Annotated in this window: 16 protein-coding genes; 7 read left to right on the plus strand and 9 right to left on the minus strand. The window is 66.9% G+C overall.

Annotated elements, in window-relative coordinates:
• Window positions 1-157: 157 nt before the first annotated feature.
• The 4 genes from KW830_RS19605 to purU form a co-directional block, all read right to left on the minus strand.
• On the minus strand, window positions 158-766 hold the full coding sequence (locus tag KW830_RS19605) for a TetR/AcrR family transcriptional regulator (RefSeq protein ID WP_218334134.1): 609 nt from the start codon (window positions 764-766) through the stop codon (window positions 158-160).
• Window positions 767-1,028: 262 nt separating this feature from the next.
• Complete coding sequence (locus KW830_RS19610; protein ID WP_192334806.1) at window positions 1,029-2,531, minus strand: FAD-linked oxidase C-terminal domain-containing protein; 1,503 nt, start codon at window positions 2,529-2,531, stop codon at window positions 1,029-1,031.
• 180 nt (window positions 2,532-2,711) lie between these two features.
• Complete coding sequence (locus KW830_RS19615) at window positions 2,712-3,650, minus strand: LysR substrate-binding domain-containing protein (RefSeq protein ID WP_083520620.1); 939 nt, start codon at window positions 3,648-3,650, stop codon at window positions 2,712-2,714.
• Window positions 3,651-3,660: 10 nt separating this feature from the next.
• Window positions 3,661-4,509, minus strand: coding sequence for a formyltetrahydrofolate deformylase (gene purU, locus KW830_RS19620; protein ID WP_218334135.1), 849 nt, complete (start codon window positions 4,507-4,509; stop codon window positions 3,661-3,663).
• A 97-nt stretch (window positions 4,510-4,606) separates the two neighbouring features.
• On the opposite strand from purU, the gene KW830_RS19625 reads away from it, so the two are divergent.
• From KW830_RS19625 to KW830_RS19640, 4 genes are all read left to right on the plus strand, one after another.
• The gene (locus KW830_RS19625) at window positions 4,607-7,300 is read left to right on the plus strand and encodes a GGDEF and EAL domain-containing protein (RefSeq protein ID WP_218334136.1); all 2,694 of its coding nucleotides are present in this window, start codon (window positions 4,607-4,609) and stop codon (window positions 7,298-7,300) included.
• Between the two features lie 391 nt (window positions 7,301-7,691).
• Entirely contained in the window at window positions 7,692-10,172 is a 2,481-nt protein-coding gene (locus tag KW830_RS19630; protein ID WP_218334137.1) for an adenosylcobalamin-dependent ribonucleoside-diphosphate reductase, read from the plus strand.
• A 135-nt stretch (window positions 10,173-10,307) separates the two neighbouring features.
• On the plus strand, window positions 10,308-10,853 hold the full coding sequence (locus KW830_RS19635) for a hemerythrin domain-containing protein (protein ID WP_218334138.1): 546 nt from the start codon (window positions 10,308-10,310) through the stop codon (window positions 10,851-10,853).
• Window positions 10,854-11,089: 236 nt separating this feature from the next.
• Window positions 11,090-12,157 carry an AbrB family transcriptional regulator gene (locus KW830_RS19640; protein ID WP_218334139.1) on the plus strand — a complete coding sequence of 356 codons (1,068 nt, stop codon included), beginning with the start codon at window positions 11,090-11,092 and terminating at the stop codon, window positions 12,155-12,157.
• A gap of 148 nt (window positions 12,158-12,305) precedes the next feature.
• Here the strand turns inward: KW830_RS19640 and KW830_RS19645 are convergent, their stop codons facing one another.
• From KW830_RS19645 to KW830_RS19665, 5 genes are all read right to left on the minus strand, one after another.
• Entirely contained in the window at window positions 12,306-14,483 is a 2,178-nt protein-coding gene (locus tag KW830_RS19645) for a c-type cytochrome (protein ID WP_218334140.1), read from the minus strand.
• A 523-nt stretch (window positions 14,484-15,006) separates the two neighbouring features.
• Window positions 15,007-17,160 (minus strand): TonB-dependent receptor, encoded by a 2,154-nt coding sequence (locus KW830_RS19650; protein ID WP_255578873.1) that lies wholly within the window; start codon window positions 17,158-17,160, stop codon window positions 15,007-15,009.
• Between the two features lie 207 nt (window positions 17,161-17,367).
• Window positions 17,368-17,664, minus strand: a complete 297-nt coding sequence (locus KW830_RS19655; RefSeq protein WP_066541219.1) for a DUF3567 domain-containing protein — start codon at window positions 17,662-17,664, stop codon at window positions 17,368-17,370.
• Between the two features lie 154 nt (window positions 17,665-17,818).
• Window positions 17,819-18,940 (minus strand): DUF3108 domain-containing protein, encoded by a 1,122-nt coding sequence (locus KW830_RS19660; RefSeq protein ID WP_218334141.1) that lies wholly within the window; start codon window positions 18,938-18,940, stop codon window positions 17,819-17,821.
• A gap of 11 nt (window positions 18,941-18,951) precedes the next feature.
• Window positions 18,952-19,767, minus strand: coding sequence for an IclR family transcriptional regulator (locus KW830_RS19665; protein WP_218334142.1), 816 nt, complete (start codon window positions 19,765-19,767; stop codon window positions 18,952-18,954).
• Window positions 19,768-19,854: 87 nt separating this feature from the next.
• Here KW830_RS19665 and KW830_RS19670 point away from each other — a divergent pair, with 87 nt between their 5' ends.
• The 3 genes from KW830_RS19670 to KW830_RS19680 all read left to right on the plus strand — a co-directional run bounded on the left by KW830_RS19670 (window position 19,855) and on the right by KW830_RS19680 (window position 23,072).
• Window positions 19,855-20,904 (plus strand): fumarylacetoacetate hydrolase family protein, encoded by a 1,050-nt coding sequence (locus KW830_RS19670; protein ID WP_218334143.1) that lies wholly within the window; start codon window positions 19,855-19,857, stop codon window positions 20,902-20,904.
• 22 nt (window positions 20,905-20,926) lie between these two features.
• Window positions 20,927-21,991, plus strand: a complete 1,065-nt coding sequence (locus tag KW830_RS19675; RefSeq protein ID WP_255578874.1) for a TraB/GumN family protein — start codon at window positions 20,927-20,929, stop codon at window positions 21,989-21,991.
• Window positions 21,992-22,073: 82 nt separating this feature from the next.
• Entirely contained in the window at window positions 22,074-23,072 is a 999-nt protein-coding gene (locus KW830_RS19680; RefSeq protein WP_066541207.1) for a tripartite tricarboxylate transporter substrate binding protein, read from the plus strand.
• Window positions 23,073-23,235 lie beyond the last annotated feature (163 nt).

Consider the following 23,235-nt stretch of genomic DNA (forward strand, 5'->3'; position numbering starts at 1 on the left):
ACCGGCACATGGGCCACGGGACCATGGCCCTTGTTACTTGACAGTGTCATTGCCAAGCCTCGGGCCTGCCTTGAGTTAAGTCAAGCGCGCTACCGACTGGTCGGTTTTTAGCGACACATCGATCGCGTGCTGCATGGAAGGTTCGTGTGCAGTGCGGTCAGGGACGCAGCAGGCGCAGCAGCAGGGCCTGGTGCTGGGGGCGCAGCGCGTCCAGCTGGGAGGGCGTCAGCGGCTGGCCGCTGGCCAAAATCATGAACACGCTGTGCAGCAACGGTACCAGCAGCAGGCTGCAGTCCAGCGGTGCCGGGTGGGCGGGCAGCAGGCCCTGGTCGATGGCGCGCTGCATCAGGCGTGTGTGGGTCTGGGCATGCAGCTGCAGCATGCGCTGGTGCCAGTCCCGCATGGCAGGTGGCAGGCGCGGGCTTTCGGCCAGCAGCAGGCGCAGCACGGGCAGGGTGGTGGGCTCGGCCAAGCGTTGCAGCGTGTGGTCCACGAAGGCATTTACCAGCTGCTCCAGGGTCTGCACATGATCGGGCCACCAGTCCTGCTGTTCCACCAGGGGGCGTTCCAGCAGGGTCTGCAGCAGGGCCTCCTTGCTGGGGAAATGGGCGTACAGCCCGCCCTTGGACAGCTGGGCCGCCTGGGCGATGTCCTCCATGCGGGCCGCGGTGTAGCCCTGGCGCGAGAACTCGGCAAGGGCGGCGTCCAGGATCTGCTGAATGCGGACAGCGGTCGGCAGGCGTTGGCGGCGTGGTGCGGTGGGCATGGTGCGTGCGCAGGTGGAATCGCCGCAGCCGGTGATCACACCGGTGGCGGCAGGCGGTTGAGCGCCATCTTGCACCAGGCCCGAAAGAGTTTGCCTGCGCTGGCGCAACCTTTGCCAGGTGTGCCTGGCGGTGATGCCTTCGGCGCAGGGGCGCGGGCCACGCTTTGTACCCGGATGTCAGGCCGGGCGGGCGGCTGGCTGCTGCGCCAAGGCCCCCGCCGCGGCCATGAGGCCATGGGCGCCCCAAGGCGGCTGGCAGCCGTCAGAATCGGGGCAGATCGGGGTGGCTGATCTGCCCGCCACGCACCAGCATCTTGCCGTATTCGGCGCAGCGGTTGTGGGTGGGAATCACCTTGCCGGGATTCAGCAGACCGGCCGGATCGAACGCGGCTTTCAGCGCAAACATCTGCAGGTTCTCCTCGGTGGTGAACTGGGTGCACATGCTGTTGAGCTTTTCCACGCCCACGCCATGCTCGCCCGTCACCGTGCCGCCCATGGCCACGCTGGTTTCCAGAATGTCGGCACCAAACAGCTCGCAGCGGTGCAGCTCGTCCGGATCGTTCGCATCGAACAGAATCAGCGGGTGCAGATTGCCGTCGCCGGCGTGGAACACGTTGGCGCAACGCAGCTGGTACTTCTTCTCCATCTCCTGGATCGACAGCAGGATGTCGGCCAGGCGCTTGCGCGGAATGGTGGAGTCCATGCACATGTAGTCGGGGCTGATGCGGCCCGATGCCGGGAAGGCGTTCTTGCGGCCGCTCCAGAAGCGCATGCGCTCCTCTTCGCTGTTGCTCACGGTGATGGCGGTGGCGCCGGCATTGCGCAGCACGGCGCTCATGCGGCCGATTTCCTCTTCCACCTCTTCGGGCGTGCCGTCGGATTCGCACAGCAGAATGGCTTCGGCCGTCAGGTCGTAGCCGGCCTTGACGAAGTCTTCCACGGCGGCCGTCATGGGCTTGTCCATCATCTCCAGACCGGCCGGGATGATGCCCGCCGCAATCACGGCGGCCACGGCGTCGCCGGCTTTGCGCACATCGTCGAAGCTGGCCATGATGCAGCGCGCCAGCTGTGGCTTGGGCACCAGCTTGACGGTCACTTCCGTCACCACGGCCAGCATGCCTTCGCTGCCGATCATGGCGGCCAGCAGGTCGTAGCCGGGGGCGTCCAGCGCGTCGGAGCCGAACTCGACCGGCTCGCCTTCGATGGTGAAGCCCTTGACCTTCAGCACGTTGTGCACGGTCAGTCCGTATTTCAGGCAGTGCACGCCGCCGGAGTTCTCGGCCACATTGCCGCCGATGGTGCAGGCGATCTGGCTGCTGGGATCGGGGGCGTAGTACAGGTTGAAGGGCGCGGCCGCCTCGCTGATGGCCAGGTTGCGCACGCCGCACTGCACCAGGGCCGTACGGCTGAAAGCGTCCACCTTCAGAATCTTGTTGAACTTGGCCAGCGACAGGGTCACGCCCATGGCATGGGGCATGGCGCCGCCGGACAGTCCCGTGCCCGCACCGCGTGCCACCACGGGCACCTGCACGGCGTGGCAGGCCTTGAGCACGGCCTGGACCTGGGCATAGGTCTCGGGCAGGCAGACCACCAGCGGACGCTGGCGGTAGGCGGTCAGGCCGTCGCACTCGTAGGGAGTGGTGTCTTCGCTCTGGTAGAGCAGGGCATGCTCGGGCACATGGGCGCGCAGGGCGGCGACCACTTCGGCCTGGCGGGCGGCGCGCTCGGACGCGCTCGGGGTGTGGGTGGGGCTGGCTAAGCTCATAGCCTGCCACTGTAGAGGAAGGCGGCCCGCCCGTGCGTGAGTTTTCTTGCAGCCCCGTGTGAAATGGTGCGGAGCGGCAAGGACGACCGTTTCTGCGGGGGCGTCCGTGCCGGCAGCACGCTAGGGCGGTGCCCCGCGCCTGCCTGGCCGCAGGCCGGCTTCACCGCGTGGCGCAGCTTTTCAGATGGCCTTGCTGACCCATTCGGCAAAGGCCGCACATTCCCAGCGGTCCATGGTGCCGGTGCGCCAGCACAGGTAGTGGGCATGGGGACTGGGCACTTCCAGATCGAAGAGGCGCACCAGCGCGCCGTTGTCCAGCCAGGGGGCGCCCAGCTTGAGCCGTACCGGTGCCACGCCCATGCCGGCCGCCGCAGCGTCGCACAGCAGGCCGATGTCGTTGAACTGAGAGCCTTCGGAGGGTTCGGGCCAGGCCAGGCCGGCGGCGTCCAGCCAGGTGCGCCAGGGCTCCAGCGGGCTGCGCAGCAGGGGCACGTTTTCCAAGTCGGCCGGGGTGTCGAAGGGGCCGTAATCGCGCACGAAGGCGGGCGAGGCCAGCGGGGTCAGCACATCGCGGGCGATTTCCATGTGCTCCACGTCAGCGTAGTGGCCGGGACCGTAGCGCACCATCAGATCGGCGTCTTCGGCCACCACGTCCAGCAGCGGGATGGCCACCTGCAAGGTCAGGTCGATCTCGGGGTAGGCCGCGGTGAACTGGCTCAGCCGGGGAATCAGGATGCAGCGTGCAAACGTGGGCGTGACAGCCAGCTTGAGCCGCCGCCGCCCCGTGGGCATGCTGGCGCCGGGAAAGCGCTGCAGCGCGCCCAGGCCTTCGCGCACCTGGGCCAGGTAGGCGCTGCCGTCGGTGGTCAGGGAAAAGTCGGCCCGCCCGAACAGGCGGGTGCCCAGGGTCTGCTCCAGCTGCTTGACGCGGTGGCTGACGGCACTGGGCGTGACGCACAGCTCCTCGGCCGTCTGGGTCACGCTGCGCAGGCGCGCCAGGGCCTCGAAGGTCAGCAGGCACTGGATGGGCGGAATCCGCCGCGCCGCACTGCTGTTGAAGAAGGCCTGCGGCGGCGTGGTCACCGGCAGCTGCGGCGGTTTCGAGGCGGGCGAGACCATGGGCCGGGTGTCAGCGGAAAACGACGGTCTTGGTGCCGTTGAGGATCACGCGGTGTTCGCTGTGCCACTTCACGGCACGGGCCAGCACCTGGCTTTCGGTGTCGCGGCCGCGGGCGGTCAGGTCTTCCACGGTGTCGGTGTGGTCGGCACGGGCCACGTCCTGCTCGATGATGGGGCCTTCATCCAGGTGCGCCGTCACGTAGTGAGCGGTGGCTCCGATCAGCTTCACGCCCCGGTCATGGGCCTGGTAGTAGGGCTTGGCTCCCTTGAAGCTGGGCAGGAAGCTGTGGTGGATGTTGATAGCACGGCCAGACAACTTTTGACACAAATTATCCGACAGGACTTGCATGTATCGTGCCAGCACCACCAGTTCTGCGCCTTCCGCCTCGATAATTTCCATCTGGCGTGCTTCGGCCTGGGCTTTGGTGGCCGCGGTCACGGGGATGTAGTGGAAGGGAATGTTGTAACTGGCTGCAAGTTGGTAGAACTCGCGGTGGTTGCTGATGATGGCGCGGATGTCCACGGGCAGCAGGCCGGACTTCCAGCGGAACAGCAGGTCGTTCAGGCAGTGGCCTTCCTTGCTGACCATGATCACGGTTTTCATGGCTTCAGAGCGGGCGTGCAGGCTCCATTGCATCTGGAAGGGCTCGGCCATTTCGGCGGTGGCGGTCTTCAGCGTCTGCATGTCCTGGCTGTCGCATGCGAATTGCACGCGCATGAAAAACAGCCCGGTGGCGTTGTCGTTGTACTGGGCAGCCTCTTCGATGTTGGCGCCCTGTTCCAGCAGAAAGCCGGAGACAGCATGCACCAGGCCGCGGCGGTCAGGGCACGAGAGAGTAAGAATATAGGCTTGGGTCATAGCCCTGCAATTGTCGCAGCAAGCTGGGGCAAGCCAGGGATTGAGGTAATACATGCAGCAAGAGGGCTCTGTCCCGCAATTGGCCCCGTGGCGGGCCATGGCTTTTTATGTGGCATTCGGCCTGCTCTGGTTTGGGGCTGCCGAGGTGCTGGCTCCGCATTGGGTGGACGACCCGGTGGCTTTGCCGGGGCTGCTGCGCTGGAAGACCTATATCTTTGTCTTCATCACCGGTTTGCTGGCCGCCTGGCAGGTGCGGCGCATGATGCGCGCCGAAGCCGCTCGCGTGGCCACCATGCAGGAGTTTTTCCACATCGTGCGCCATGCGCCGGTCGGCATTGCCCGCGTGGAGCCTGGAACCGGCCATGTGCAGTGGGCCAACGGCCGGCTGTGCCGCATGCTGGGCCTGACACTGCAGGAGCTGGCACTGCGGGACTTCCGTGCGCTGGCGCCGTCCCGCGATGAAGGTGAAGCGCAGGAACAGATGCGCCGCCTGCTGAACGGCGAGATCGACCACTACCAGAACCAGCGCACGGTGCGCAACGCCGAAAACGGCCGCAGTGCCACGGTGCTGTGCACGGTGGCCGTGGTGCGCAACAACCACGGTACGCCCATGCTGGTGCATGTGCTGCAGGACCTGAGTGAGATCGAGGCCGCCCGCCAGGCCATGGACTACAGCACCCAGCAGCTGCGGCTGGCGCTGGACGGCAGCGGCAGCGGCATGTGGGACTGGGACATGGAACGCCGCCGCTACACCTTCTCCGACGGGGTCGCGGCCATGCTGCGCTACACCGGCAAGGACCTGGCGCATGACGTGCGCTTCAAGGAACTGCTGCACCCGGAGGACCGCGAACAGGTGCACCGTGCCGTGGCCCAGGCGCTGCAGACCGGCGCCCTGTTCGAAGTGACGGCGCGGGTGCGCTGCTTCGATGGCGAATACCGCTGGTTCCAGGCGCGCGGCACGCGCCACCTGGATGCCCAGGGCCGGGTGCTGCGGTTCTCCGGCATCTTCACCGACCAGACCGAACACCGCCGGGAGCAGGATCGGCTGCGCCTGGCCGCCACCGTGGTGGACAACACCATGGAAGGCGTGGTGGTGACGGACTCGCAAAGCCTCATCCTGTCGGTGAACCCCGCGTTCACCCGCCTGCTGGGCTATACGGAGCAAGAGCTGCTGGGACGGACGCCGCGCGCGTTCAAGTCCGGGCGCCACGGCCAGGCGTTCTACCAGGGCATGTGGCAGGCGCTCAACCAGACGGGCCACTGGCGGGGCGAGATCTGGAACCGCCGCAAGAACGGCGACATCTTCCCGGAGCGCATGTCGCTGAGCGCCGTGTACGATGCCCAGGGCGCCGTCACCCACTATGTCTGCATGTTCACCGACATCTCCGAGGAGAAGGCACAGCAGCAGCGGCTGGAGTTCCTGGCCCACAAGGACCCGCTGACCGGCCTGTCCAACCGCTCCTGGTTCGGCCAGGAACTGGAGCGTGCAGTGCAGCAGGCCCGCCAGGGCAGCGAGCAGATGGCGGTGCTGCTGCTGAACCTGGATCGTTTCAAGGATGTGAACGACAGCTACGGCCATCTGGTGGGGGACGAAGTGCTCAAGCACATTGCCCGCCAGGTGCAGGGCGCACTGCGCCCCGGCGACATGATCGGCCGCATGGCGGGCGATGAAATCATCGTGCTGGCCCGCGAGCTGCATGGCCATGGCGACGCGGAAGAAATTGCCGAGCGCCTGATCCGGGCCGCCGCTCAGCCCTGGCATTCCCCGGACGGCTTTGCGGTGGTGGTCAGCGTCAGCGCCGGCATCTGCATGTTTCCCGAACATGCCGACACCACGGCCTCCCTGCTTCAGGGGGCTCATGCCGCCGTGTACGGCGCCAAGGAAGGGCGGGGCGAAAGCAGTGCCTGGTGCTTCTACGACGAAGGCATGACCGCTTCCGCGCGCGAGCGCATTGCGCTGGAAGCCAAGCTGCGCCTTGCCATGGGCCTGGGGCAGATGCAGCTGTACTACCAGCCGCAGGTGGACATTGCCAGCGGCCGCATCGTGGGCGCCGAAGCCCTGCTGCGCTGGAACGAGCCGCAGGAAGGCTTCATCTCCCCGGCGCGCTTCATTCCGGTGGCGGAAAGCTCGGGCCTGATCGGTCCGCTGGGCGAGTGGGTGATCCACGAAGCCTGCCGCCAGGCGCAGGCCTGGCGCATGCAGGGCCTGCCGGAGGTGTCGGTGGCGGTGAACGTGTCGCCGCACCAGTTCCTGCTGACCGATGTGGCCGGCTGCACCGCCCGGGCCCTGCAAAGCTCGGGCTACAGCGCCCAGGCGCTGGAGCTGGAGATCACCGAAAGCGCGCTGGCCGAGCGGCCGGACGAAGCCCTGGCCGTGCTGCGCAAGCTGCGCGAGCTGGGCGTGCGCCTGGCGATCGATGACTTCGGCACCGGTTACTCGTCGCTGGCCCACCTCAAGCGCTTTCCCATCGATGTGCTCAAGATCGACCAGGGTTTCATCCGCGACATCCCGCACAACGGCGACGACATGGCCATCAGCCGGGCCATCATCGCCATGGGCCGCAGCCTGGACCTGCAGGTGCTGGCCGAAGGGGTGGAAACCGTGCAGCAGCTGGACTTTCTGCGCAGCAACGGCTGCGATGCCTTCCAGGGCTATCTGTGCAGCAAACCCTTGCCTGCGGCCGAGTTTGCGGCGCTGCTGGCGGGCAGCGGGGGCACGGCGCGGATGGCCGGCCATGCCGTCCAGCCGGTGGCGCTGACGGCCGATGATCCCGGCACCGACAGCCTGTAAATACCAGAAAAAAAGGCGCGCGTATGTGACGGCCGACATGCGCGCGCATTCCACGGGACATGCCGGGGCACTGGCCCGCGGCAGGTCAAACAGCGGCACAATAGCGTCTTCATTTCAAGCCTTGCCCCCTGCTGCCTTCAGCAGGCCGGATGCAGGGCTTTTTCTCGTTCATTCCCCCTTGTTTGCCCCGCGTGCTCCGCTGTGAGCAGGCTGCGCCGCTGCGTTGCAAAAATGGTACGTGGCGACCGGGAACGGCCCCTGCGCCCTGTATGGATTCGCAGATGTAGGAGCCCAAAACTTGGGGCATGATGGACAGAATTTGACGGTTATTTTGGATTGGCAATGGCTGCAGCCCCCCGGCTTGCAGATCCCCTAAAGGGTGTGGAAAACAATGAAGCGCGAAGACATGAACGTGGCTGCACAAAACGGTTTGACGGAACAACCCATCAGCCTGGACGTGCTGAAGGAAAAGTACCTCAAGGCCGGTGAATCCGGCATGGAAGACCTGTTCCGCCGTGTGGCCCGTTCGCTGGCCTCGGTCGAGAACGAAGACCAGCGCGCCGCGCAGGAAGCCCGTTTCCTGCAGAACCTGCGTGCCGGCGGCATCGGCGCCGGCCGCATCATGAGTGCCGCGGGCACCAACATCCAGGCCACGCTGATCAACTGCTTCGTGCAGCCCGTGGGCGATTGCATCCAGGGTGTGGACGACGAAGGCTTCCCCGGCATCTACGAAGCGCTGCGCGAAGCGGCCGAAACCATGCGCCGCGGCGGTGGTGTGGGCTATGACTTCTCGCGCATCCGCCCCCGTGGTGCCGAGGTGAAGGGCACGGCCTCCATGGCTTCCGGCCCCTGCAGCTACATCAATGTGTTCGACCAGTCCTGCTCCACCGTGGAGTCGGCCGGTGCCCGCCGTGGAGCCCAGATGGGCGTGCTGCGCATCGACCACCCCGATGTGCAGGAATTCATCACGGCCAAGCGCACCCCGGGCCGCTGGAACAACTTCAACGTGTCCGTGGGCGTGACCGGCGGCTTCATGCAGGCCGTCGAACAGGACGCCGACTGGGAACTGGTGCATGGCGCCAAGCCCGGTGCCGGCCTGATCGCCAAGGGCGCCCGCCAGCGTGCCGACGGCCAGTGGGTCTACAAGACCGTCAAGGCCCGCGCCATGTGGGACAGCATCATGAAGTCGGCCTACGACTTCGCCGAACCCGGCATCCTGTTCATCGACAACATCAATACCGACAACAACCTGTCGTATTGCGAAACCATCAATGCCACCAATCCCTGTGGCGAGCAGCCCCTGCCGTCCTACGGCTGCTGCGATCTGGGCCCCATCATCCTGACGCGCTTCGTCAAGAACCCCTTCGGCATCCACGGCACGGCCGAGTTCGACTTCGCCGCCTTTGAAGAAGTGGTGGCGACGGAAGTGCGCATGCTGGACAACGTGCTGGATGCCACCTTCTGGCCGCTGCCCCAGCAGCGCGACGAAGCCATGGCCAAGCGCCGCATCGGCGTGGGCTTCACCGGCATGGGCAACACCCTGTGCATGCTGAAGCTGCGCTATGACAGCCCCGAAGGCCGCGACATGGGCGCCCGCATCACCGAAGTGATGCGCAACGCCGCCTACGCCGCTTCGGTGGAGCTGGCCAAGGAAAAGGGCGCGTTCCCCAAGTTCGACGCCAAGGGCTATTTGAAGGCCGGCACGTTCGCCAGCCGCCTGCCCAAGGCCCTGCAGGATGCCATCAAGAAGCACGGCATCCGCAACAGCCACCTGCTGTCCATCGCGCCCACGGGCACGGTGTCGCTGGCCTTTGCCGACAATGCCTCCAACGGTATCGAGCCGCCGTTCTCCTGGACCTACACCCGCCGCAAGCGCGAGGCCGACGGCTCCACCAGCGAGTACACGGTGGAAGACCACGCCTGGCGCCTGTACAAGGCCATGGGCGGTGACGTGAGCCAGCTGCCCGAGTACTTCGTCTCGGCCCTGGAGATGAGCGCGGCCGACCACATCGCCATGATGCAGGTGGTGCAGCCCTTCATCGACACCTCGATCTCCAAGACCGTGAACATCCCCGAAGACTACCCCTTCGAGGACTTCAAAAACCTGTACCTGGGCGCCTGGAAGGCCGGCCTCAAGGGCTGTGCCACCTACCGTCCCAACTCCATCCTGGGTGCGGTGCTGGAAACCACCAAGCCCAAGGAAGAAGCCAAGCCGGCTGCCGCTCCCGCCAAGGAAGAAGTGCAGGTCGTGATCGACCCCATGCGCACGGTGATCGAAAGCCGTCCCAAGGGCTCGCTGTCGGCCGTGACCGACAAGATCGAGTACTGGACCCAGGAAGGCCAGAAGCGCCTGTACCTGATCGTCTCTTTCCTGCCCGTGGAACGCCCCGAAGGCGGTACCGTGGACCGTGCCATCGAGTTCTTCATGCCCGTGGGCCAGAACGGCGAATCGCAGCAGTGGATCACCTCCAGCATGCGCCTGCTGTCGCTGGCTGCACGCGGCGGTTTCCTGGAGCGTGCGCTGGAAGACATGCGCAAGGTGGTCTGGGATCGCGGCCCAGTGCGTCTGGGCACGTTCGAGCGCCCCGACGGTGCCCGCGTGCCCATGTGGCACGACTCGGAAGTGGCGGCCATCGCCTACGCCATCCAGCAGATCCTGGCCGAGCGCGCCCGCTCGCCCGAGCAGCTGCAACTGGCGCTGACCGATGCGCAGGAAGCCGTGACCCCCAGCGTGCACGAGCAGCACAGCGACAAGGCCGGCGCCCAGCTGATGGCCGGCAAGAAGTGCCCCGAATGCGGTGCCCACGCCATGATCCGCAAGGATGGCTGCGAGTACTGCACCTCCTGCGGCCACCTGGGCAGCTGCGGCTAAGCCCAGGCCCGCGGTGAAGCCCCTGCATGCAGTGGGCTTGTCGACACGAACGGCGGCTTGCATCAATGCAGCCGCCGTTTTTTTGTGCACCATGGCAGACAGCGGCGGATTGCAACCGCCCCGAAGGATGAACCCATGACCAGCCGTGTGGCCCTGCCCGGCCTGCGCTCCCCCGGTGCGGGCTTTGACCAGCCGTTCGAGATGCTGGGCGCCTGCCATGAGCGGGTGCAGCGCACCCTGGATCTGCTGCAGCGCCTGCAGACCTACCTGGCCGAACAGGGCGTGGACGACAGCGCACGCCAGGCCGCGCGCGATGTGCTGCGCTATTTCGATGTGGCCGCGCCCCTGCACCATGAGGACGAGGAGCTGCACATCTTCCCGCCCTTGCTGCAGCCCGGCACCGACGCCGGCACCCAGGCCGTGGTGCGCCAGCTGCAGCGTGACCACGTGGCCATGGCCGCCTGCTGGGCCCAGGCCCGTATGCCGCTGCAGGCACTGGCCGGCGGGGTGCAGCAGGCTTTTTCGGCGGCGGACCAGGCGCTGTTGCAGCGCTTTGCGGGTCTGTATGCCGACCACATCCGGCACGAGGAAGGGCAGGTCTACCCCGCGGCCCGGCAGCTGGTGGACGCGGCAGGCCAGCAGGCCATGGGGCGTGAAATGGCGGCGCGGCGCGGGGGCTGAGCCCCGCCGTGCAGGGCCCGCCCTGCTGCACGTGCGACAGCGAAGGGATGGCGTACTTTGGTTTTGATAGCTGCCAGGGCTCCAAGAGCAGGCAATAGAAGCCCATTCGGCGGAAAATTTGCTGCAGCGCACAAGCCGGTGATACTGGGCGCTTTGTTGCTTTCGCCACCCCGCGCGCTGCATGCCTGGGCATGCACGCCCTGCGCCGGGGCTGCTTTCTGCCCCGCCTACCCTCCATGCCCCGACTGAACTTTGCGACCCGCGCGGCGCTGACCCTGGCCCTGGCCTGGGCCGCCGCACTGCTGTGTACGGCGCTGCACACCCCGCTGCCCTGGATGATCGGGCCGCTGCTGGCCACGGCCCTGTGTTCCATGACCGGCGCCCCCACGGTCAGCTGGAACGTGCTGCGCAACCTGGGCCAGTGGACCATGGGCACCGCGCTGGGCCTGTACTTCACGCCCCAGGTGGCGCGCATGGTGGGCAGCCTGTGGTGGGCCATCGGCCTGGGCATTGTCTGGGCGCTGCTGCTGGGCTGGGCGTTTAGCGCCTGGCTGTACCGGCACAATGCCGCACGCATGCCGCAGGTGCCGGCGCCGCAGCTGCGCGCCACGGCCTACTTTGCCGGGGCCATTGGCGCGGCGTCCGAGATGACCTTGCTGGCCGAGCGCGAACATGCCCGCACCGACCTGGTGGCCGCCAGCCACAGTCTGCGGCTGTTGATCGTCACGGTCAGCATTCCGTTTGCCTTGCAGTGGCTGGGGGCGCAGCCACTGCCCGACCTGATGCCGGCCGCCATCCGCACCGTCCAACCCCTGGGGCTGGCGTTGCTGGCGGGATTGACGCTGTGCGGGGTGGCGCTGATGCAGCGCACCGGCCGGCCCAACCCCTGGTTCCTGGGGGCGCTGGGCGTGTCCGTGGGGCTGACGGTGGCCGATGTGCAGCTGTCGGCGCTGCCGGTCAGCTGGGTGAATGCGGCGCAGCTGGTGATCGGGGTCAGCCTGGGCGTGCGCTTTCGGCGGGAATTCCTGCGTGCCGCACCACAGTGGCTGGGGTCGGTGGCCGTGGGCACGGTGGGCCTGATGGTGGTGTGTGCCGGTTTTGCCTGGCTGCTGCACTGGGCCACAGGCCTGCCCTGGGTCACGCTGGTGCTGGGGACTTCCCCTGGCGGCATTGCCGAGATGGCCATCACCGCCAAGGTGCTGCAGCTGGGGGTGCCGGTGGTCACCGCCTTCCAGGTGTGCCGCCTGATTGCCGTGCTGCTGCTGGTGGCGCCGATGTACCGGCGTCTGTATCCGCAGCATTGAGGCGTTGTCAGTTCCGCGGGGCTGAATACCACGCTGCACGGTGAGACATGGTGTCGCCCGCGGCGCAAAAAAGCCGCAGCAGCCCGAAGGCTGTGCGGCGGGAAGCCCATGCGGACATGGGCGGTACCGGATGGATCCGATGTGCTAATCAGTACCGTGCATCGGCAGGTTTCTTGCCGTTGGGCCAGTCCTTGAGCTTGGGCGCAAAGTCCGGGCGCGGCTGGTGGCTGAAGTACTCGGCCACGTCCACGGCGTCCTGGTCGGAGAGGCCGCCCTGGCCCAGCGGGAAGTTGCCGTGGAAGGCGATGGGCATGTTGCGCTTCACAAAGGCGGCGGCGGTATAGGTGCGGGCCAGACCGGCGCCGATGTTGAAGGACTCATCGCCCCACAGCGGCGGATAGACCCACTGGCCCTTGGCGTTCTTGATGCCTTCGCCGTCGGCGCCATGGCACAGCGCGCACTGCTGGGTGTAGATCTGCTTGCCGTTTTCCGCATTCGGAATGATCTGCTGGCTGATCTTGCCCACGCCCCGGCCTTCGACCTTGTCTTCGGGCTTGGTCTCGTTGCGCATCCAGTCGAACAGCGCGACCATGGCCTTCATCTCGTCCGAGTCCAGCGGCAGCGGCTTGCCGTTCATGGAACGCAGGAAACAGCCGTTGATGCGGTCTTCCAGCGTGATCACCCGGCCGGCGCGCGGCGCGTAGCTGGGGAAGAAGGCCGAGATGCCGATGTAGGGCGAGCCGTCGGCCACGGTGCCTGCGTTCAGGTGGCAGCTGGCGCAGTTCAGCGCATTGCCCACGTTCTTGGGTAGCAGGTCCCGCGTTTCGATGTTCAGGCGCGCGCCATAGACCAGCTGGTCGGCATTCTTCTCGTCCAGCATGCGGGCCAGGCGCGGGGTTTCGAAGGGGCGGCTGTTTTCGCCCTTGGCGTCCAGCGTCTTGCGCAGCGATTGCACATCCCGGGCCTGGACCTCGGGCGCATCCTTGCGGCCCCAGTTGCGGCGGGTGAAGTTCAGGATGTCGGCAATCTCCTGGTTGCCCAGCTGGGCGAAGGCCGGCATGGTCAGCGGGCGGCTGTGCGCCTGGGTCACGGGGGTGGTCCAGCCGGTCAGCATGATGTGGATCAGCGTGCTGGCGTTGTCTGACTGCAGCGAGCGGTTGCCGGCCAGCGGCGGGAAGATGCCGTCCACGCCCGCGCCGTCCGAGCGGTGGCAGTCCGCGCAGAACTGCAGATAGCCCAGGCCGCCGCGTGTGCGGTACAGGTCGGCCGGCACGTTGTAGTGCGCGGCGGCCGTAGTGGCCAGCGCCTCGGTGCTGCCCACGCTGCGTGCGGGAATAGCAATCACCGGCGCCGGGCCCTGGGCCACCTGCATGGGCAGGTCGTTCTTGCCGGCCGGCAGGGCCTTGAGGTAGGTGCCGATGGCCAGCAGATCGCCGTCGCTCATGTACTGGGTGCTGTGCTGCACCACGTCCACCATGTTGCCGGAGACCGAGCCATGGCGGTTGCGCCCGGTCTTCAGCAGCTCGGCCGTTTCCTGGGGCGTCCACAGGTCGCGCAGGCTCAGTGCGCGCCAGCCTTCCACGGTTTCACCGGCCAGGAACAGCGGGCCGTTCGGGCCTTCGCTGGTCATGGTCTTTTCCTGGAAGGCGATGCCGCGCGGGGTGTGGCAGGCGCCGCAGTGGCCCAGGCCCTGCACCAGGTAGGCGCCGCGGTTCCATTCGGCGCTCTGGCCGGCCTGGGGCTGGAAGGGGGTGTCGTCCAGGAACAGCCAGTTCCACAGTGACAGGCCCCAGCGCTGGTTGAAGGGGAAGCCCATCTCCGATGGCTGGTTGACCGCCTGCACCGGCGTCACGCCCTGCATCAGGTAGGCATACAGGGCCTGCATGTCGTCCTCCGTCATCTTGGCGTAGGAGGGGTAGGGCATGGCCGGGTAGAGGTTGCGGCCGTCGGCCGCCACGCCCTTGCGCATAGCACGATCGAACTGCGCAAAGCTGTAGCCGCCCATGCCGGTGGCCTTGTCGGGCGTGATGTTGGTGGAGTAGAGCTTGCCGAAAGGCGTCTCCAGCGCCAGGCCGCCGGCCATGGGGGCGGTCTTGCTGCCGGTGTGGCAGGCCACGCAGTCGCCCAGACGGGCCACATAGCGGCCACGCTCCACCAGGGTGCGCTGCTCGGCCGTCAGGTCGGCGGCGTAATCGGCGGGCAGGTCGTCAATGACCTGGGGTGCAGGGGCCGGGGCGTGCTCCTGCACGGCGGCGGTGGCCAGGTGCCAGCACACGCCCAGCACGGCGGCCAGGGGGACAAGGCCATATTTGTAGATGATTTTCATGCCATTTTCTCCACACGGGATAAGGTGGTGGGGTGATATTGCCTTCACTGCATGTCATAAAAATAAAATCATGCGCTGCTGCGTTGATGTGCATCAGCCAAATAATGCATTTTCCACGTGCCATGAAAATCAGCCACCCAGGGCATCAACACCTCGCCGTGCTAGTGGCAGGGTGTGCTGTGGGTGGCTGCGGAGGGCGCGCTGGAGGCGCCGGATTCAGTGCGGATGCAACAGGGTTGTGCTTGGCGTGCTATGAAGAGTGAAGGTGTATTGCACCCGATTATCGGCAGTCGGCGCGAGAATAAATCGATTGGCACAGCGATATTCTCAGAAAAATTGCATGCTTAATGGGTGGTTAATTATTCTGGTTTAAGAAAATAAATAATGCCTGCTTGAATATCCCAATGATTATTGGGAACGGGTGTGCTGACCGGCATCCCGGTAAATACGGGCGCCATGAAAAAAGCCACAGCCCCGGGATCGGGACTGTGGCCATGTGCTGTGGTTGGGCGGTGGCCCAGGCTCAGAAGCTGTAGGCCAGGTTCATGCCGGTGCTCCAGCTGCGGCCGGGGGCGCCTTCGTAGTAGCGGCTGTTGCCGTCGTTGACGATGACCGAGCCCACGTACTGGCGGTCAAACAGGTTGTCCACGCGGGCAAAGGCACGCAGGGTCCAGGGGCCCATGACCTTGCGGTAGCCCACGCTGGCGGCGGCCACGGTGTAGCTGGGGGCGGCTTCGCTGTTGGCGTCGTTCACGAACACCTTGCCCATGTGCTCGGCGGACACGCCCACCGTCCACTCGGGGGTAATGCGGTAATCCAGCCCCAGCCACAGGTGCTGCTTGGCCAGGCCGGGCAGGAAATTGCCGGCCGCGGCAGTGCCCGATGCCTGGCGGAACGTGGCGTCCAGGTAAGTGTAGGCGGCCTGCAGCTGCAGCTGTGGCGTCAGGCGCAGGTCGCCCTGCAGTTCCACGCCCTGGCGGCGGGTATCGCCGGCATTGCGGTAGGTGGTGCGGCCTCCCGCGCTCAGGTCGCTCACAATCTCGTCGCTGGTATTGGAGCGAAAGATGGCTGCGCTCCAACTGCCTCGCACGTCTCCGGTCAGGCGCTGGCGGTAGCCCACTTCGTACTGGGAGCTCACGCTGGGCTGCAGTGCGGTATTCATGCCGCTGCCGTCGTTGCGGTAGGACATCTCGGCGAGGGTTGGCGTCTCAAAGCCTCGGCCCGCGCTGGCGTACAGCGTCTGGTTGGTGCTCAGTTGGTGGGCCAGCGACACCACCGGCAGGGCTTTGTGCTGGCTGGTGCTGTCGGAGTCATCGGGGTTGCCGGGGCGGATGAAGCGGTCATCAATCTCAAACTTGACTCGGCTGTAGCGCAATCCGGTGTCCAAGCTCCAGCGGGGGGCCAGTTGCCAGGTGGCTTGCACATAGGGGTCGATGTTGGTGATGGTATTTTTTTCGTCGCGGCTCAGATTGCCTTTTACGCCAATGGCTGTTGGCGCATTGACATTGCCCGTGTAATTCTTATAGCCCTTGCGATCTTCTTGCACGTAGTCCATGGCCAAGCCCGCTGTCACTGTGACGGGGATAGGTGCATCGCTAAATTTTCCTGTCCAACGCGCATCGACACCGGCGTAGTCACGAGACATATCGATCACACCACCCGCGTGCTTTGCATTCTCTTGAATGGCATAGCCAGAGCTATTTTTCAAGGGTATAGATTGGTACTGCTCCATAGACCGGTGCCCGGCGTATGCAGTCAAGGCCACACTGTGGGTGCCATTGAATTTGCGCTCATAAGTGGCGCCCATTTGGGTCTGCTTGAGCGACTTGCGGGTGTCGAAGCTCTCGGCGACAGGGGCATTGCCGTTGTCTGAGTCCATAGAGGCCCGGCGCGGGTTGGCTTGATATTGCTTCCAGGTCAGGCCCTGGGGATCCTGTGCATCCGACTCCATGGTGTTGGCGACGATGGTCAGCTGTGCATCGTCACCGATGGCGGTGCTCAGCTTGGCATTGGCGATGTTGCGGTCGGCGGCGCTGTGGTCGCGGTAGCCATCGGTGAGAAAGCGGCTGGCGCTGAGCACATAGCTCAGGCCCTGGGCCGTCTGGCCGCTGGCCTTGGCCGACAGGCGCTTCTGGCCGTTGCTGCCCACGGCGAAGCCGCCTTCCACGCTGGGGGCGCCGGTCGGGGTTTCGGTGTACATGCTGACCACGCCGCCGGCCGAGTTGCCATACAGCGCCGAGTACGGGCCGCGCAGCACTTCCACGCGCTCCAGGCTGGCAATGTCGATGTGCGAGAGCGAACCCTGGCCGTCTGGCATGGTGGCGGGAATGCCGTCCACATACAGGCGCACGCCGCGCAGGCCGAAGGTGGAGCGCGCACCGTAGCCGCGCACGGACAGCTGCAGATCCTGGGCGTAGTTCTGGCGGTTCTTGATCTGCAGGCCGGGCACACTGGCCAGGCTTTCGGACAGGTTGACCTGCAGCTGGCGGTCGCGCAGGGCTTCGCCGTCGAGCACGGTGGCGGAGGTGGGCAGGGCCTGCAGGCTGGGGCTGCCGGCCGCAGAGCGCACTTCGGTGGTGGCCATGACCGCGTCTGCGGTCGGGGTCTGTGCGGAGGCAGCGGCACAGCACAGGGCGCAGGCTGCCGCAATCAGGGAGGGGGACGTGGTGAGATGCATGGGGGAGTCAGGGTGGGCACCGCGCCATGCCTGCGAACCCCAGGCGGGCCGCTTGCCGCTCCCATCATGGTAGTAACCCTGGGTCTTGTGTGCAGGCGTTGCCCACGATAAACGCGTTGCGGACAGGGTCGGTGCCTTCGCCGCAGGCCGGGTGCCAGGCACAAAAAAGGCCGCTGGTGCGGCCTTGGGGGGAGGTGTAATCAGGGGTCAGTGCACCAGCACCGGGTTCTGGGCCAGGCCGGAATACAGCTCCAGCGTGTCCTCGACTTCTTCCTGGGTGGGCGATTCACGCTGCCACTCCAGGATGACTTTCTGAAACATCTCGGCCCAGGAGCCGTCCAGGTAGACCTCCTTGCCCGAGCGTTTGTCCACGATTTCGAAACCGTGGCGGGGCATGGGAGGTGCCGGGGTCTTGCCGTCGGCGAGGGTGATGGCGGAGGGTGTCTCCAGCTCGGGCTGCATGTGCAGGACCACAAAGGAATCCGAGTCGTAAAGCATTTGCATAAATAGCACCTCCTGTTGCCTGTTGCAGGCTCTAGATGGCCGCCGTGGCGGCGGTTTCAAGGGGGAGTCCCTTGGTCCGGTCGTCACAGTCCCAGTATTCCATGGAAATGCCCTGGCGCGCAGGATGCTTGCACAACACCCTTGTGGGCGGTATTCAAGGGCTGCTGTGGGATTGCAGCCGCAGGTCGGCGTAGTCGCCGTTGCTTTCGCTCAACCGGATGCGCACCGGCAGATAGCCCAGTGCCGGGGCCAACCAGAGCTCGGCTTTCTGGTCGCGGCCGTTGCGCGGCAGGCGTTCAAGGCGCAGCGTGTCCAGCGCGCCGCCCGGCAGCTCCAGTGGCTCGGCGCCGTGCATCTGGAAGGTCCAGGGCTCCACGGCCTTGGTACTGGCCGTGGGCAGGGTGATTTCAGCGCCGGCGGGGTAGCGCTGTGGTGCGGCGGCCAGCAGGCCGGCCAGCTGCAGGAACACGCTGAGCCGGTCCTGCGTGCCGGGGGCGATGCGGGCCAGCGGGGCCTCGGGCTCGAAACGTGCCAGGCCGGCGACCCAGTCCATGCTGGCTGCACGCAGCTTTTTGCGCGCCCGGTCTTCGAAGCGGTCGGGTTGCAGGCCGCTGGCGGTGATCTGCCCGCGGCTGGCCTGGGAGCGTGTGCCCAGCAGGAAGGCACTGATCTCCTGGCTGGCCTGGTAGGACGGGCCTTGGGGCTGCCACCGCAGCCTGGCGCTGGCGCTGTAGCTGAAGCCCTTGACCTGGCCCTGTACCTGGAACACCAGCTGTTGGGCCGGTGGCGCCTGGTAGGCCAGATCGGTCTGCCGTGGCTGGCCGGGGGCGGCGCGCAGGCTGATGCCCTGGGGCGGGGCATTGGCATTGCCCGGCGGGGAGCTTGCGCTGTCCTCGTCGTCTTCGTCGTCCGCCGGCGCGGGCGTGGTGGACGGTGCGGCTTCGGCGGCGGCATTGTTCCCCGCAGGCTCCGGCATGGCGTCCGGCGTCGGTTCGGGCGCTGCCACAGGCTCCGGTACGGGTTCCGGCGCAGGCGGTGGAGCGGGCTGGGGGGCTGGCGCCGGAGGGCGTGGCTTGGGTGCCGGGGCGGGCTTGGGGGGCGGCGGAGGTGGTGGAGGCGGGGGCGGCGCAATGCTGCGGGTGTCAAACACCGGCGCAGTGTCGGTTGTAGGGGCTTTGGCGGTGGTCTGTCCCCAGGGCAGATCGTTTAGCAGCCACCAGTGGGCGGCGCCCACCACAACGGTCAGCAGCAGAATCACCAGGATGCGGCGGCGCATGCTCGGACCTTTCAACCGGCCGCCGTGGGCGTGGGCTGCACGGGCGACACCATGGCGCGGTGGCCGAGGTCGTGCGACAGCTGCTGCGCCATGGACTGCAGCGGGGTGTGCACGCTGCCGCCCCAGGCGGTGTCGAAACCGGCCGTCGCTCCCAGGCTGAGAATGCCCAGTGCCAGGTGGCCGCTGGCGTTGAACACCGGGGCGCAGAACGCCGCAGTGCCCGGCAGCAGGGTGTCGATCACGTGGGCGCAGCCCTGCTGGCGTATGCCAGCCAGCAACTGCTGCAGTGCGGCATCGGTGCGGGGGAGGTCGCTGCGTGCGCTGCTGCCGGCCTGCAGCAGTTCAGCGGCCAGCAGCGGCGCGGTGAGTGCCGGCGGCATCCAGGCGGCAAAGCAGCGGCCGGTGGCAGAGCTGAGCAAGGGCATCACATCGCCCAGGCGCAGATGGGCCACCACAGCCTGGGGGCTGGGTTCCCAGTGCACCAGGGTGGGGCCGCGGTTGCCCCAGACGGCCAGGGCCAGCGTGTGCGGAATCTGCGCCTGCAGTGCCGGCAGGCGTTCGCGGGCCAGGCGCACCGGGTCCTGGCGCTGCAGCGTAGCCAGGCCCAGGTGCAGGGCGGCCGGGCCCAGGTCGTAGCGGCCGCGTGCGTCCTGCACCACCAGGTCCAGGCGCAAAAAGCTCACCAGGTAGCGGTGGGCCTTGGCGGCACTCATGCCAGCGGTGCCTGCCAGGTCCTTGAGCATCAGCGCGCGCCCTGCGCCGGCCAGTGCCTGCAGCAGGGTGAAGCCCACTTCCACCGATTGGATGCCCGCGCGTTCCTTGTCCATTGCACTAGAATTTTGTTTAGTTAAATCCATTTCACTGAACGTAATTCTGGCAGACCGCAGCGGTCTGCGGCATGGAGGCACAGGCCAATGAAACTCGCCACCTACAAAGATGGTTCCCGTGACGGCCAACTGGTCGTCGTCTCGCGCGATCTGCGGCTGGCCCATTATGCGACTGGCATCGCCAGCCGGATGCAGCAGGTGCTCGATGACTGGGCTTTTCTGGCCCCGCAGCTGCAGGACCTCTACCACCAGCTCAACCACGGCAAGGCCCCGCATGCCTTCCCGTTCGACCCGCAACAGTGCATGGCGCCGCTGCCGCGCGCCTACCAGTGGGCAGATGGCTCGGCCTACATCAACCATGTGGAGCTGGTGCGCAAGGCGCGCAATGCGGAGGTGCCGGCCAACTTCTACACCGACCCGCTGATGTACCAGGGCGGCAGCGATGATTTCATCGGGCCGTGTGACGACATCGTGGTGCCCAGCGAGGCCATGGGCATCGACTTCGAAGCCGAAATCGCCGTGGTCACCACCGATGTGCCCATGGGCAGCACGCCGGTCCAGGCGCTGGACGGTATCCGCCTGGTGATGCTGGCCAACGATGTGAGCCTGCGCAACCTCATTCCCAACGAGCTGGCCAAGGGCTTCGGCTTCTTCCAGGCCAAGCCGGCCACGGCCTTCAGCCCGGTGGCGGTGACGCTGGACGAGCTGGGCGACAGCTGGAAGAACGGTCGCCTGCACCTGACGCTGCAATCCACCTGGAACGGCCGCAAGGTGGGCATGTGCGATGCCGGTGAGGACATGACCTTCCACTTCGGCCAGCTGATTGCCCACATCTGCAAGACGCGCAATGTGCGGGCCGGCTCCATCATTGGCAGCGGCACGGTCAGCAACCCCGGGGTGGAAACCGGCAAGGGCAAGGCCAAGCGCATGGAATGGCCCAAGGGCTACAGCTGCATTGCCGAGAAGCGCTGCATCGAAACCATCCAGGACGGGGCGCCGCAGACCGAATTCATGAAGTTTGGCGACACCATCCGCATCGAGATGAAGGGCAAGGACGGGGCCAGCCTGTTTGGTGCCATCGACCAGAACGTGGTGCCGCCCGGTGCCGATCGGGGTGATGGTGCCGATGACGAATAAGCCAGAAAGGAACCAACAGCGCATGCAGCACGGCAACCCGATGCGGTCTCCCTGGAAGCGCCGCTTGGCGGCCGCGCTGCTGGCATGGGGCGCAGGCTGGGGGCTGGCACAGGCTGCAGCGCCTCCGTCCGGCAAACCGGCCCCTGCGGCGCAGGGCTGCCCGCCCACGCTGGTGGCGCCCAGCCAGCAGGAGCTGGTGCTGTTGCAGCGCCATGCGCGCGACCGCGGCATGCTCTGGAAGCTGGAGCATGGCGGCCGCACCAGCTGGCTGTACGGCACCATCCACGTCAACAAGCTCGAATGGATGATGCCCGGACCCCGCACCATCCGGGCGCTGATGGGCGTGGACCGCCTGGCGCTGGAACTGAATCTGCTGGACCCGGCCGTGCTCCAGGCCTTGACCGAAGGCCTGCGCGCCCGCAAGGGGGCACCGCCGCTGCCGCCGGCGCTGCAGCAACGCCTGGACCGCCAGCTGCAGGCCGCCTGCATGCCCGAGGCCCTGGCCCCGCTGCGGCCCGAGGCCCAGCTGGTGACGCTGCTGACCATGGTGGGGCGCCATCAGGGGCTGGATCCGCAGCTGGGGGTGGACCTGGTGCTGGCCGGTGCGGCCCATGCCCAGGGCAAGCCGGTGATCGGGCTGGAAACCCCGGAAACCCAGCTGCGTGAGCTGGTGTCCGACGACCCGGCCGAGGTGCAGCGCAGCGTGGACAGTGGCTTGCGCCAGCTGGAGCGCGCGGACGCGCCACAGCAACTGGCGCGCCTGGTACAGGCCTGGGCCGATGGCGATGTGCGCCAGCTCGAACGCTATCCGCAGTGGTGCAACTGCCTGAACACGGCGGAGGAGCGCGCCGATTACGCCCGCCTGATCGACGGCCGCAACCCGGGCATGGCCCGCGCCGTTGCCGAGCAGCTGCGTGCCGGCCACACCCTGTTTGTGGCCGTGGGCGCCATGCACCTGGTCGGTCCCCAAGGCCTGCCTGCGCTGCTGGCGGCGCAGGGCTTTGACGTGCAGCCGGTGGCATGGGGCAGCAGGACGCCGGGCGGCGCTGCGGGCACTTCTGGCGTAAAAAAGGCGCCCGCGCAATAGCGGCAAGCGCGGGCGACGGACCCGCGCGGATTGCGGCAGCATGGAGGCCAGAGCGGCTTCCGCCGCCCACAGGAGGCAGAGCATGGATCGCAGACAGTGGCTGGCCGGCACCGCAGCGGTGGCGGCCGGCGGACTTTGGGGGACACGGGCGCTGGCGCAGACCGCTGCCCCCGGCCTCGCCGGCTGGCCGCGCCAGAGCATCCGGTGGCTGGTGCCCTATCCGCCGGGCGGTGGCACCGATGTGCTGGCCCGCACCGTGGCCGAGGCCATGCGCCCAGCACTGGGCCAGCCCATCGTGATCGAGAACAAGCCCGGCGCCTCCACCAATATCGCGGCCCACCAGGTGGCCACGGCGCGGGCGGACGGCTACACCCTGATGTCCGCCGACAATGCCGTGCTGGCCTTCAACGAACACCTGTTTCGCAAGCTGCCGTTTGAGCCGGCCCGGGACTTCAGCTACATCGGCGGCATCAGCCGCTTTCCGCTGGTGTTGGTGGTGAACCCGGCCTTTCCGGTGCAGACGGTGGCCCAGTTGCTGGAGCGGGCCCAGGCCCAGCCGGGCGGCATCCATTACGCCTCACCGGGCAATGGGTCTCCCCACCACCTGGCCATGGAGCTGTTCAAGCAGCGCACCGGGGCACAGCTGACCCATGTGCCCTACAAGGGCGCGGCACCGGCCGTGGCCGATGTGATGGGCGGGCAGGTGCCATGCATGTTTCTGGACCTGGCCGCCGGCCTGCCGCTGATGCAGACCGGCAAGGTGCGGCCGCTGGCCAGCGGCTCGGCCCAGCGCCTGGCTGCGCTGCCCCAGGTGCCCACGCTGGCCGAAGCGGGAGTAAGCGGTGCCGAGGTCTATGCCTTTCAGGGCGTGCTGGGCCCGGCCGGCATTCCCACGGCGGTGGTCGAGCGGCTCAATGCCGAGCTGAACCGCGCCCTGGCCAGCCCCGCCGTGGCGCTGCGCCTCAAGGAACTGGGCATGGATGCGCTGGCCGGCAGCCCCACCCAGTTCTACACCCAGGCGCGCGAAGAGGCGCGGCGCTGGGGCGAGATCATCCAGCGGGCGGGTGTGCAGCTGGATTGAGGGGTAAGGCCTGCCGCCATGGGCACCGGAGTGTGCAGCCGTGCGCTGGGCCATGGTTGAAAAATTCTTTGCAACCACGGGCCAGAGATGGGCGGTGGCGCCAGGGAGGGCATGCTCCGATCTGGCAGGGCTGCAAAGCGTTTTTCAATAGGTACACCGCCGC

Source organism: Comamonas sp. CMM03 (assembly GCF_019218715.1).
Taxonomy (GTDB): Bacteria; Pseudomonadota; Gammaproteobacteria; order Burkholderiales; family Burkholderiaceae_C; genus Comamonas; species Comamonas terrigena.

Coding starts and splice junctions, on each gene's coding strand:
- KW830_RS19655 (WP_066541219.1), bottom strand. CDS start 17,664: ATGCAAATGCTTTACGACTCGGATTCCTTTGTGGTCCTGCACATGCAG.
- KW830_RS19610 (WP_192334806.1), bottom strand. CDS start 2,531: ATGAGCTTAGCCAGCCCCACCCACACCCCGAGCGCGTCCGAGCGCGCC.
- KW830_RS19645 (WP_218334140.1), bottom strand. CDS start 14,483: ATGAAAATCATCTACAAATATGGCCTTGTCCCCCTGGCCGCCGTGCTG.
- KW830_RS19630 (WP_218334137.1), top strand. CDS start 7,692: ATGAAGCGCGAAGACATGAACGTGGCTGCACAAAACGGTTTGACGGAA.
- KW830_RS19615 (WP_083520620.1), bottom strand. CDS start 3,650: ATGGTCTCGCCCGCCTCGAAACCGCCGCAGCTGCCGGTGACCACGCCG.
- KW830_RS19625 (WP_218334136.1), top strand. CDS start 4,607: ATGGCTTTTTATGTGGCATTCGGCCTGCTCTGGTTTGGGGCTGCCGAG.
- KW830_RS19635 (WP_218334138.1), top strand. CDS start 10,308: ATGACCAGCCGTGTGGCCCTGCCCGGCCTGCGCTCCCCCGGTGCGGGC.
- KW830_RS19650 (WP_255578873.1), bottom strand. CDS start 17,160: ATGCATCTCACCACGTCCCCCTCCCTGATTGCGGCAGCCTGCGCCCTG.
- KW830_RS19670 (WP_218334143.1), top strand. CDS start 19,855: ATGAAACTCGCCACCTACAAAGATGGTTCCCGTGACGGCCAACTGGTC.
- KW830_RS19675 (WP_255578874.1), top strand. CDS start 20,927: ATGCAGCACGGCAACCCGATGCGGTCTCCCTGGAAGCGCCGCTTGGCG.
- KW830_RS19660 (WP_218334141.1), bottom strand. CDS start 18,940: ATGCGCCGCCGCATCCTGGTGATTCTGCTGCTGACCGTTGTGGTGGGC.
- KW830_RS19665 (WP_218334142.1), bottom strand. CDS start 19,767: ATGGACAAGGAACGCGCGGGCATCCAATCGGTGGAAGTGGGCTTCACC.
- KW830_RS19640 (WP_218334139.1), top strand. CDS start 11,090: ATGCCCCGACTGAACTTTGCGACCCGCGCGGCGCTGACCCTGGCCCTG.
- purU (WP_218334135.1), bottom strand. CDS start 4,509: ATGACCCAAGCCTATATTCTTACTCTCTCGTGCCCTGACCGCCGCGGC.
- KW830_RS19605 (WP_218334134.1), bottom strand. CDS start 766: ATGCCCACCGCACCACGCCGCCAACGCCTGCCGACCGCTGTCCGCATT.
- KW830_RS19680 (WP_066541207.1), top strand. CDS start 22,074: ATGGATCGCAGACAGTGGCTGGCCGGCACCGCAGCGGTGGCGGCCGGC.